Source organism: Qingrenia yutianensis, assembly GCF_014385105.1.
Lineage (GTDB): Bacteria > Bacillota > Clostridia > UMGS1810 > UMGS1810 > Qingrenia > Qingrenia yutianensis.
In genome coordinates, this window is sequence record NZ_JACRTE010000028.1 from 1 (window position 1) to 11,630 (window position 11,630).

Genomic DNA, 11,630 nt, shown 5'->3' on the forward strand with positions numbered 1-11,630 from the left:
TTGTGTGCTTTGCGGAACATCATTTACACTTGCATCTGTTTTTGGAACAAGAATTTCTGCCGTTACAGTTTTTCCTGCATACGCCGTTCCTAAATTTCCGCTAAACGAAAGTGTTTGGTTTGTAGATGAAAAGTTAATATCCATACTTACTGTATCGCCAAAGCTTGTATCAAGGCTGCCTCCGAATTGTCTAAGATAAGCAACCTCAAAATTATTAGAGGTAAGTCTGTCAACATTTTCTATTTCAACAGGTGTGCTTATTCCGTTAGTAAGAGTTGCGGTTTTATAATAAACAGGTGTGCTTATTTTATTGTCAGAATTTTTTTCAAACACCGCTATTAAATAAGTTTCAGGAAAACTGCTATTGTTTTTAAATGTTACTGTTGCTTTATCTGTACTGCTATCATATGCCTTGCTTTCAACAACAATCTTATCAAGTGTTGTAAAAGTATATGTTTGTGCTTCCATCATAGAAACATAGCGTTTTTCATTTGCATTAGCTGCACTGTTTGCACTACTTGGATTTGGCACAGGAGTGCTTGAAACAACCTTATCTATTGATAGTGTATAAGTAGTGTTAGGTAACAATGAAGTCATTTTTATATTTAATTTTTCATTGTTACTTCCTGTACGCTCAACCTGATGTGCTACTGTATTACCTGCAGAATCCTTTACACTTATACCAGAAAGAGAATCTTCATATATTCCATCAGTATAATTAAAACTTACAGGAATTACAGCATTTTCAAACGGTACATTTTGTAATGCGCTGCTATCAACAGTTGATATAAGCGGGTCAGGCATTTTAACCGAAACATCATCGATATATAACTTTGTAGCAACATAATCAGGATTATTTGCGCCTGTTACACTGGTTGCGGGTGTATTGTCTGTTTTACGGAAGGCCGGCCTTATTTCAAGAACCATTCCAACAACCTTTTTAGTTGCACTGCTATTTAAAAACTCAATATAACTGCTATTACTTAGCCACGGAGCAACATCAGCTTCAAATGTAATGGTATTCCAGTCAGTGCCAACTACATCAAAATATTGTGCTGTTTCATTACCGCCATTATAACTATCTCCGTTAAAACCATAACTCTTTTTTCTGTAAGGCGGTGTCCCATGCCTTGATATAGTTCCATTATCATCTACTAAAAGAACAAGCTGTACAAGCAAAGTAGCTTTTGCACTTGGCCCTAAATTTTTAGCTTTAAAGCTTACTGTATAATTTCCTGTTGCCAAACGGTTTACCGGAAGTGCCTGATTTAATCCAAACCAGTTGCCGGTAACTTTATCATATTCAATAACTTTATTCGTGGCATTGCCATCCTCTGATACAATACTAATTCCACGATTTGATGCATCATAAGCATACCAACCTGTTGCGCCGTTTTTTGCTGTTTCTGCAAGTGAACTATATCTTGCATAAGCAACATCAGCGTTTTCCTCCTGGAAATCACCATTTTTTAATACATTTGTATTCACAAAAGCTGCTTCAACATTTATGTCAAACACTTCAAATGGCGATATTATAACAGACAAAACCAATACAAACATTAAAAATCTTTTCATATTTTTCCTCCGTTAATCTTTATATATTACTATGAGCCTTCTCGCAGCAACTGCAACGGTAAGGTTTTCGTTCATTGCTTCTTCAAGGTCAGCCCTCGTTGCCTGTTTTAACACGGGAGCCTTATTTTTTCGAGCATACTCAAATGTGTACATTCTAATTTGTTTATCAGTCGGATTGCTTTCAATTGCATACATTATATCAATCAAATCTTCATCGTTTGTACCCCTGTCATCAACTGCCATAGATATAAACTGGTTGTCTACCTTTTTAATTTTACCAACAACTACATCTTTGGGGCTAACTGCTGCACCGTTAGTGTTATGTACAATAGTTTTTGTACCGTAATCATATAATTTAAATGCTGATGTATAAAATTTTATAGCAGAATATGCAACATTTTGATGAGGCATTGTAAAAATAACAATATCCCCTTTATCTATCGGGTCTGCATAAGTTGACAACCCATTTAAGTTTGCTTTGTAATATACTGACATTCCGCCAACTGTTTGAGTATCATCAGCACTTGTAGGCGTTATATAAGTATTGTCGTATACACTTACCACTCTCCCTATTGAACCATAAGGAGCAACATTGCTCATTCCACCTACTATAAATGAATCTATATCGCCAAAATCTGACGCTACTTTTGTTGATTTCTGCACTACTCCAATACATATAGCATTTACACGGTTATTAGTTTCTACCATATCATAATCATTTATCATAACAACAAAATCAGGCATAGCGTTTGATTTGCTGAATGTATAAGCATTTAATTCATAAACTCCATTTGTAACAAAAGTATTTGCCGTAAAATTGACTAATCTATACAAGCTGTCAAAACCCGGCTGTGTTCCTGCTTTCGGAATTTGAATACACATTTGCTTGTTGTTAGCAAATAGAAAATCATTTGTTGTAAGAGAACGAAGAATTCCGGCATTATACATATATTTCTGACCCGGTGCATTAAAATACGAAAGTCTTCCTTCGGTTTGAATTTCGTACGGGAATGTAATACGGTTTATAAGTCCATCTTCATCAAACGAAATTTCAAACAAATTATTTAAAAACAATTCGTCTAATACATTATCGCTATACTTACTCCAATCGCTTCCATAGGTATTAACTATTGAATCCGGGATGTTTTTTATCTTCAAGTCTTTAGAAGTTTTATAAGTTTCCACTGTAACACTTCTTAAAACTTTTTTAATTGTAGCAACTTTTAATTCATATGTTTTTTTACTTTCTTTCCTTATTCTAATACCTATTCCAAATTCTATGGTACTGTATGTGCTTGTGACAAAATCTTCCATATACCATGAAGAGTAGTTTCCGCTTCCATAGGTATAAACACCCAATGCGCCTATTTTACCTTTTTTGTCAACAAATATACGGTAAAGATGGTTATCACCAATAACTATTTCATTATGATGCATAAACATAAAATTATCCAAATCATACCTTACAATATGTAACTGATTATCTGTACCGCCTACAAAGCTTCCTACAAAATTATTACCTCTGTCTGTTGATTCGCCAACAGAAATTTCAGCATAAGCTTTTTGTGTGTCTGTAACAATTCTATGAAAGCTTCCAAGAAATGCATTATCAACAATTTCAATATTCAAAAGAGGTTTTGTTCCCAAGCCTTCTTTTATTGATAAAAGAACATTGGCACCTATTGAATCAAAATCTACCCGTTTGCCGTCAAGCATTATATTATAAAATTTATCGTCTTCATCGTACTCCAAAACTTCATTTCGAGTGCTTGTCACAGTGTTATATGCCGAGTTTACAGATGCTACACCAAAATTTTTGTAAACATCAATAAGTACAAAATCTATAATGCCATTGCTGTCGTTATCTAACAAAACTATTTTATCTATATTAAGTTCACCCGGATTAGACAAAATATTAAAAACAGTATTTGCATTTGTGGTATACTGTCCGTTATAAATAATCTCTGCATCATACGGCAATTTTTTTGACTTTTCTTTACTTTTCGTTTCAAACCGATCTTCTTGAGTCACTTCTGAATAATAGACTTTCCTCTCATTTATGTCTATATTCACAAAATTACTGCCATCAATACAAATCTCATCGTTTCCGCTTGGGAAAGCATAAATAGCCTTATTGATATTTCCGTCCTTTTTGTACCAGACTATTGCGTTGTAACCAAGAAGATTGCTAAATGAACCTGCATTTGAAAAAACCATCTTATAACCGTCATAACTGCTAAGTTCAATTTGATTTACATTAAGACTGCTGATGTATGAATTTGCAGAAGAAAATTCAGTAGCCGACACTGTACCTTCTGCACATTTTATATTCATAAATCTTTCAAGAATGGTTATCCCGCTTGGAACACTGTACTTATTATTTTTTTCACCATAAAGAATATTGGGTGCATCTGTCATAAGCAATTCATAAATCATATCTACCGCTTGACCGTATGTAACATATTCTCTGCCTGAATATGTTTGCGGTAGTATCTTCAATTGCTTTGCAATTATTGTATATGGATTCTCATAGTTAGAATATTTAACCGCCATAAAATCATATTCACTCATTGCCATAAGAATTTTTGCAAAATCCTCAGTAATTATCGACTCTGTCGGTTTTAAATCTCCATCTATTCCGATGTCAACACCTTGTGAATTACTTATATATGCAGGAAGAAAATAATCACTTGAAGCTCCTACATCATTGTAAACTTGTTTTGCTGATACAATTACATTTGCAAAAATTTTCACAGCAATTTCAAGTGCATCTCCTCTTTTTAATTGCACATTAGAGTTGAGTTCTGCTTGTTCCTGAGTAAGAATACCTGCTGCATACATAGCCGATGCTTTTTTATCAAAGTTTTCTTCAGCCAATGCAGTAATAAACAACATAGAAATGATAACAATTATGCAAAAAGCAAATAAAATTAGTCTTTTTTTCACATTACTACCCCCTTACTATCTCGTAATTTAACGCGCCGTTAAGATAAAACACTGCATTTTTGCCTTCGTCACGCTCTACATCAATCATTGTTTCACGTGTTCCGTCCGAATTTAAGGCATATACTTCAATATTTTTATCTGTTTTTAGGGTTATTTTTCCGTCTACCATATTATAGGCTATCCCACCGTCACCAATCTTTTGTATAACATATTTAGAACGGTATACTGTTCCTTTATTTACCGCATCGCTTCCTACCGAAAGAAGCATATGCTCACTATTTTCAAGTTTATTTTTATCAAGAGAAACAAGAGCTATTGTTGCTGTATCACTATATATTTCAAATTTTAAACAGCCTAAGCTTTCCTCTTTTGATACATTACCCGAAAATGCTATAACCTCATCAGTATTTGCAAAAAACACACCGTCAAGCATATCCCAGTAAACATTTCCGTTATCTACAATAAACTCATTTGAACGATTAAATTTAGTAACGATGTTCTTTTTGTTAAACTTATTTGAAGTTTTTGCAGCAAGATATGAAGTAATTCCAATAGAATTACTCTTGTTTTTATATACATCTGATATGCTTTGATTGATAATTTGTTTTGATTTTAATTCGTCCATGGTATAGTAAAGTGCAGCCGATGCATATGACATACCAAGCGTTACAGGATTATTATAAGTAGAATATACATCACTTATTTTATCCTTATTTATTTCTCCATATATAAAACAATATTGTATTGGAGTCCATCCTTGTTGTGCCGAAATTGCAGCCATAACAATCGAATTTTCTCCATACTGTTTGCTGATGTTTGCCGCACCCCATTCGCTTACAACAAATGGTTTTCCATCAACTTTTGTTTTAACGAGATTAATAAGTGATTTTCCATCATGACCATCAGATGACACCGTTGAATCTACATCTAAAAATATAGTGTTATCCTTAAGTTCAGTTAAATACGGCCAATCTTTCGTACGGTCTACTCCCATAGAAAACATCGTATTCATAGGCACAAAATCTGTTTGAGAATTTGCTATACTATGCAACGGTATAACATTATCCCACCTATTTGTGAAACCGGATACAAGAGCCTTGCAACCGCAAGAATTAATTACTGATTTCATTTTTTGATAATAGTCATTTTGAAGTTGTATAAAAAACTCTATAACATCAGCTTTTCTGTTTTCATCAAAAATGCCGTATCTCCAGTTTCCGTTTATAATAACCGTACCCTTTTCTATACTTTCAGTGGACAGAAGATCGCTATAAACTCTTGAAAGTTTGCCTGTAGTTGAATATTTTTTCTTTAAAAACTTATTAAACTTTTGTGTAAGCTCTGCCATACTGTTTTCATCATTAACATTTAGCACAGTAAAGCCATATTCCATATCAAACATACTGTTCTGGTCAGCCATATCTATCATAACCAGCATTTCATCTTTACCTATTGCGGTATTTGTATATTTGTTTTTATGTGTTAAAAGTTTTTTAGTAAATTCTGCCTTTTTCTCAATTAAGTCATCCCTGAAAATACCGTCTATTTTCCAACCATCTGTTATTTTATCGCCATCACCCTTTTCATTTCCAAGAAGTGAAAAATATGCGTATATGCCATTATCTTTAAGAAGCTTTAAAAAATATGAAAGCTTATCAAGACGCTCATCTGTAAGTTCTTCATTATCCAAATTTACAAATCGAACAAGGTTATATCCGCTTCTTGATAATCTTGATGCAATTTCTTCTGCCTCTTGCATTGTAGGAAAAGCCGCATTTCCTACAATATTTGTACCCCAGAATTTAGCAACGGTGCCATCTTCAAATATAAATTTATCGCCCTTTGATAGTAATAAGCCATACTTGCCTGCAGGTGCATCAAGGTATTCCGACATATTTAAAACATTTTCTTGTGCAACATTTTCATCAGGGTCTGTATACTTTTTCCACGCTGCAATACCATATCTTACTACACCGGGGTTTGATTCGCCCGTCATTGCCATTGCAGGAAATATAGGTAATTCCTTTGCAAGTGTAACGCCTACAATGTTTATAAACTGTCCTTCACCATCGCTTTCAAATCTTATGAGCTTTATAGTTTTATCAGGATGAGGATTATTAAGTGCAAATATGTTTAGTGTAATATTAGCTGATGACGCATTACTTCCCTTCCACGCTACTCTTGTAAAGTTATTTTCAAGTGTTCCCCAAAAGTCCTTTATATGCTGGTCGCCTACTATATCAAAATAAGCAGATGTTCCATCTTCATATACAAAAGAATATCTGCCGGCCTTTTCTCCGGCACCGTATGCAGTACTGTGAAGAACATAGATACCACCTGCCGTAGTGTTGACAGGAACTTCTGCGCTAATCGGAAAAGCTTCGTTATTTTGACCTCTTAAAATTATACAGGATTTACCTTCGTTTTTATCAGGGTTGATAATATTAAATGGTATATTCCAAAATTTTTGGCTTCCAAAGTTTTTAAATGATGACATATCATTCTTTGGTCCTTGGTCGGTCCAACCGCCTTTTCCGTCACCTTCAACTTCATCAGCAAACCCCATATTTGCTTGCCCCGATATATCAAGAGGTTCACATTCTATAGAGCTGTTTTCATAAAATCGTTCTAATATATAGTTTAATTCAAAATTAATTGCTTCTGATTTTTCATCATTTTCAGCTAAAGCCGATAATACATTAAAGCAAAGTACAACAAATGTTATAACTGCTATCAACCTTTTCATTTGTTTACCTCCTTCATCTTTAACGCTACCATAGATAGCTTTTCAAGTTTATAGCCATCAGCCTTTTTTAAATCATCAAAAGTTTGAGTAACATCAGAAATCTGTTGAATTCCTATATAATTTACAGACTGTGGATTGGGTGCAGAAATTTTTCGGATTTCTTTTATTGCATAATCTTTATCAAAATCAAATTCAATATCTATATCTTTATCATTGGTGTTGTTGACCATAATCAAATTAAGATATCCATCCTTATCCTTTACTGCTATAGCGCAACAATCAGATTTTTTACCAAGCTCAAATCCCTCAAGGTTAAATTCAACAAGCTCACCTTTACCATACTGTTGGAAAAGTGATAATGCTTGTCCCGAAGCATTTGGCTTATATTTATTATCTGTGGTATCGTAATAACATATTGAATAGCCTGTTCCATCAGAAGCTGCAAAATAATTAGTACAGGCTATATATTTGTTTATTACACCTCTGCAAAGTGCATCCGCAACTGTCCTTCCGCCTTCGAAATACATGCACGCACCATAACCCCATGCTGTCTGGTCTGTACCTTCTTTTTCAGAAAGAGTACCTTGAGCTGCATATTCGGTATTTATTATTTTAATTCTGCCGCCCGACATAGTTTCAAGCTCTTCTGCCATAGCAAGCATTCCCTTATCACGGTTATATGCCAAGCCCATAGTTACATAGCCGTGTATAACCACATAGTCTATAATTGGTGCAAGCTCCATAAGCGCATTGTATGTCCATAATGATGCCTTGCTTTCGTATGTTGATGAGAGCATTGGAGCTGATATAGCAATTTTCGCATCAGGTTTAACACTTCTTATTGCGGCAATATATTCTTTACATTGCCGAACATACATTTCTGAATTTATAAACATATGTACTCTTGCGCCGGCATCATATTCGTTTCCAAGTTCCCATGCAAAAACATTTATAGGGTCCTTTATTCCATGACTTTTTCTAACATTAGCCCAATTTACACCACCATTGTAATTAACCGTTCCGTCGCCGTAACAATATTCAGCTATATCGGCCGCATCAATCGGATTTTCTTCTACCATATTTATAGTAAAATTAATCATACCTTCTTTACCTTCAAATGCCTGAACAAGTTTCGCTTGCTCCGCTATTCCAAAAGAAGATATACCGTTATTGTATAATCGCGCTACATTTGCATTAACATCACGGTCTACAACACTGCCAATCGCTTCTTTCCAACGATATCCGGTGCTTGCTACATCCGCTGCACGATAAAATCCAAAACTAAGCCCTGCTTTCTTAAGGTCATTAACAAGTTTTGAGTTTATCTTGCTATATGGAAAGTCAACTACCAATGTACTTGATGTTTCAACACCAAAGCCGCCTCCCGTTCCATACATTTCAAGCCCTATTGTACGCTGAGTTTTTGATGTATTGACTGAAAATCTTATTGAATCAGCACTTACATTAGATGCTAAACACAAAACTGACATTGTAACCGCTACTACACATTTAACTTTTTTCCACATCAAACAAATTCATCCCCTTTTTATAATTAAAAATCACCAAATGTCAAAAGAAGCGGTGTATCTTTAATCGGAATATTTTTGAGCTTAACTGCTCCTTCATTTTTCTCTATCATATCTTCCGGAATTTCATATATTTTTCCGTCCATTAAATCAACAATTCGCAGTTGTTTTCCAAAAGGAAGAACCTCTAATGTTATTGTAGATTCAAAATCAGTAGTCATAAGGTCTGCACTATGCCAATATACAAAAGCAGAAGCTCCGTTTTCTCTCTTAAAACCGCAAGATATTATTCTTTCTCTTACATCTTCAGCAAAAACTCTCTCCGAATGTTCATGTCTGATATTTATAGGTAAAGAACAAACCTCAAATTCTTCTGAAAATACCGATGATATAGTCTGCAATGCTATATATGACGGCTTTGGTTTATACTCACCTACTGCAATACCGTTTTCATCAAAATCTGCACTCAAAATTCCAAAATATCCAAAATCCATATAGCTCGATTTGTCATCAACTGTTCCGCGAAGAGCCTCTGCCATATCGACAGTTGTGAAATAAGAAGTAAACTCCACTTCTGTCATTAAATCAACCATTGTATGTCTGGCACATAATTTTGCCTGTCTTGTAGGTGTCCATGCTCCTCTTCTTAATGCACCTCTGCCATCACTTCTTGATGGTGCACCCGATTCCCCCTGAATAAGCTTTATTTTAGGATTATAATGATTGCATACCGCCCTTAATGCATTTACACGACCAAAAACATCATATTCATTCCAAGTATAGTTATGGTATGAAAAATAATCTATGTAATCACCCATACCTGTTTTAAACATATCGTCCATATATGCCAAATCATCGCCACTTGTAACACCTGCCACAACTTTGGCATCAGCATCACCTTTTTTCACAGCTTTTGCTGTAGAAATAGCAAAATTTCCATATTCAGTAGCATTAACCCCGTGTTTCCATGCCCATATTCCGTCAGGTTCGTTCCACACTTCATAAAGTTCAATTTTACCTTTATAATGATTGGTAAGTGCAGTAACATAGTTGCACCACCCCTCTATTTCGTCTTTACTGTTTATTGGAGGACAACCTGCAGCACCATAATACTTTCTTGCATCTTCAGTATATAATCCGTTACCATACGCAAGGCACATCCATGGTATTAATCCTCGACTGATAAGATTGTCTAAAACATCATCTAACCAAGAAAAATCATATTCTCCTTTAACTTTTTCTGTTCTTTGCCAACCTGATTGAAGTCTTATCCATTTCAATCCGAGAGCAGCAACCTTATCATATGCCTTTTCAGGATGAAATGCACCTCTGTCAAGTTTTTCAAATCCCAAACCAATTCTCGATTTTTTTACTACAGAAGAATTTTTAATCTCTACTTTTCCACACTCTATCAATCTTTCCATAGATATATCCCCCTATTATTTAAGTGCATAAAAATGTACTATGGCTATTTTATAATATAATATTAATCTAATTTAATTAAAAATAATATCACAAATTTATTATTTTTTTTAAAAATATAACTATTTAATTTTTCCGATTATTTTATAAATTCCATTATTTATTTTAATTGGTATTTATTATAAAATAATTTATATCTTACAATAATATAACCGCCTTTGTAGTATTAGGATTTTATTTCATCGCAGAATTTTAATTAAATATAAAAATTTTTTCAACATTACCAGTATTTGTGATATTTAATGGTTTGCATATATAAAATTTTCTTTTTAGATATATAAATAATTTAACAATATCTTCTCATTTCTGCAATTTTTATAAAATTGATGTAGATATACCCACCTAATTGTCTAACAAAGTAACTTTTATCCCCTCGTATCTCCAAGAGTTTTGGATGTTTAGTAAAGAGTTTACACAAAATTCGGTGTTGACTCTATTTATTGACATTTCCAGCTTTTATTTTCCCCTGTTCCCACTTTTTGACCAATTCAGGGAACTCACCCGGTGCATCCTTTGTAGGTCTTCCGAATCGCACACCGTTTAACTTTGCAACCCTTATTCCCTCTTCCTGACTCTTTTTTATGTTTTCTCTTTCGCTCTGTGCGACAAATGACAAAACCTGCAAGACAAGATCCGCAATAAAAGTTCCCATTAAATCTTTGTAAGTTCTGGTATCCAGAAGAGGCATATCTATGACAACTACATCGACCTCCATCTCTTTTGTAAGTATCCGCCACTGTTCTTGAATATCTTTATAATTTCTCCCAAGTCTGTCTATTGATTTAACATACAACAAATCGCCTTTTTTTAATTTCTTTACAAGCGCCATATAGTTCGGCCTGTTAAAATCTTTTCCCGATTGCTTGTCCAAATAGATATTTTCTCTCTCTATTCCAAGCTGTAACATTTCAACAAGTTGCCTCGCCTCGTTTTGATCAATAGATGACACTCTCACATATGCATATTTTTTCAATCGTCTCATCTCCTAACTGTGCATACCCCTATATATTATTATAACACTTAAATGAAGTCTTCGAGAATAGGCAAACACTCTTTTGAAGTAAAACCCCATAAAATCGTGATGAGTGTTTCTATAGCCTTCTTCTTTCTGACAAAATAAGTTTTCCATGCCATATATTCGCCTGTCTCGCTTGCAATCTTTTCGATTATATCATCAACTTTTTTATATGCCTTTTCTGACATATAAGTATAAAAAATTATGAAATAATATATCTCGCCATTATCCTGTTTCCTTTTAAGCAAGTTGACAGCAGATTCGATAATTTTAAGCATTTTTTTATTACGTTCCAAAGTCCTCATTTGTTCATGAATTTCCGTCCCCGCCAAGTCTGCTC

The 11,630-nt window shown here is 34.2% G+C and carries 6 protein-coding genes and 1 pseudogene; all 7 read right to left on the reverse strand.

The window, feature by feature from the left end; all coding sequences use genetic code 11:
- Positions 1-1,575 (reverse strand): hypothetical protein (locus H8706_RS11185; RefSeq protein ID WP_262432684.1); only part of this gene is annotated, 1,575 nt, incomplete at its 3' end.
- Between the two features lie 12 nt (positions 1,576-1,587).
- Complete coding sequence (locus H8706_RS11190) at positions 1,588-4,521, reverse strand: hypothetical protein (RefSeq protein ID WP_262432685.1); 2,934 nt, start codon at positions 4,519-4,521, stop codon at positions 1,588-1,590.
- A gap of 4 nt (positions 4,522-4,525) precedes the next feature.
- Positions 4,526-7,267 carry a hypothetical protein gene (locus tag H8706_RS11195; RefSeq protein WP_262432686.1) on the reverse strand — a complete coding sequence of 914 codons (2,742 nt, stop codon included), beginning with the start codon at positions 7,265-7,267 and terminating at the stop codon, positions 4,526-4,528.
- Positions 7,264-8,796, reverse strand: a complete 1,533-nt coding sequence (locus tag H8706_RS11200; RefSeq protein WP_262432687.1) for a hypothetical protein — start codon at positions 8,794-8,796, stop codon at positions 7,264-7,266. Before H8706_RS11200 ends, H8706_RS11195 begins: the two co-directional genes overlap by 4 nt.
- Before the next feature lie 23 nt (positions 8,797-8,819).
- Entirely contained in the window at positions 8,820-10,217 is a 1,398-nt protein-coding gene (locus H8706_RS11205) for a GH39 family glycosyl hydrolase (RefSeq protein WP_262432688.1), read from the reverse strand.
- Positions 10,218-10,708: 491 nt separating this feature from the next.
- Positions 10,709-11,257 (reverse strand): recombinase family protein, encoded by a 549-nt coding sequence (locus tag H8706_RS11210; RefSeq protein WP_394354567.1) that lies wholly within the window; start codon positions 11,255-11,257, stop codon positions 10,709-10,711.
- Positions 11,258-11,295: 38 nt separating this feature from the next.
- Positions 11,296-11,630 (reverse strand): annotated as a pseudogene (locus H8706_RS11215) (hypothetical protein); the annotation flags it as partial.

Coding starts and splice junctions, on each gene's coding strand:
- H8706_RS11195 (WP_262432686.1), bottom strand. CDS start 7,267: ATGAAAAGGTTGATAGCAGTTATAACATTTGTTGTACTTTGCTTTAAT.
- H8706_RS11205 (WP_262432688.1), bottom strand. CDS start 10,217: ATGGAAAGATTGATAGAGTGTGGAAAAGTAGAGATTAAAAATTCTTCT.
- H8706_RS11210 (WP_394354567.1), bottom strand. CDS start 11,257: ATGAGACGATTGAAAAAATATGCATATGTGAGAGTGTCATCTATTGAT.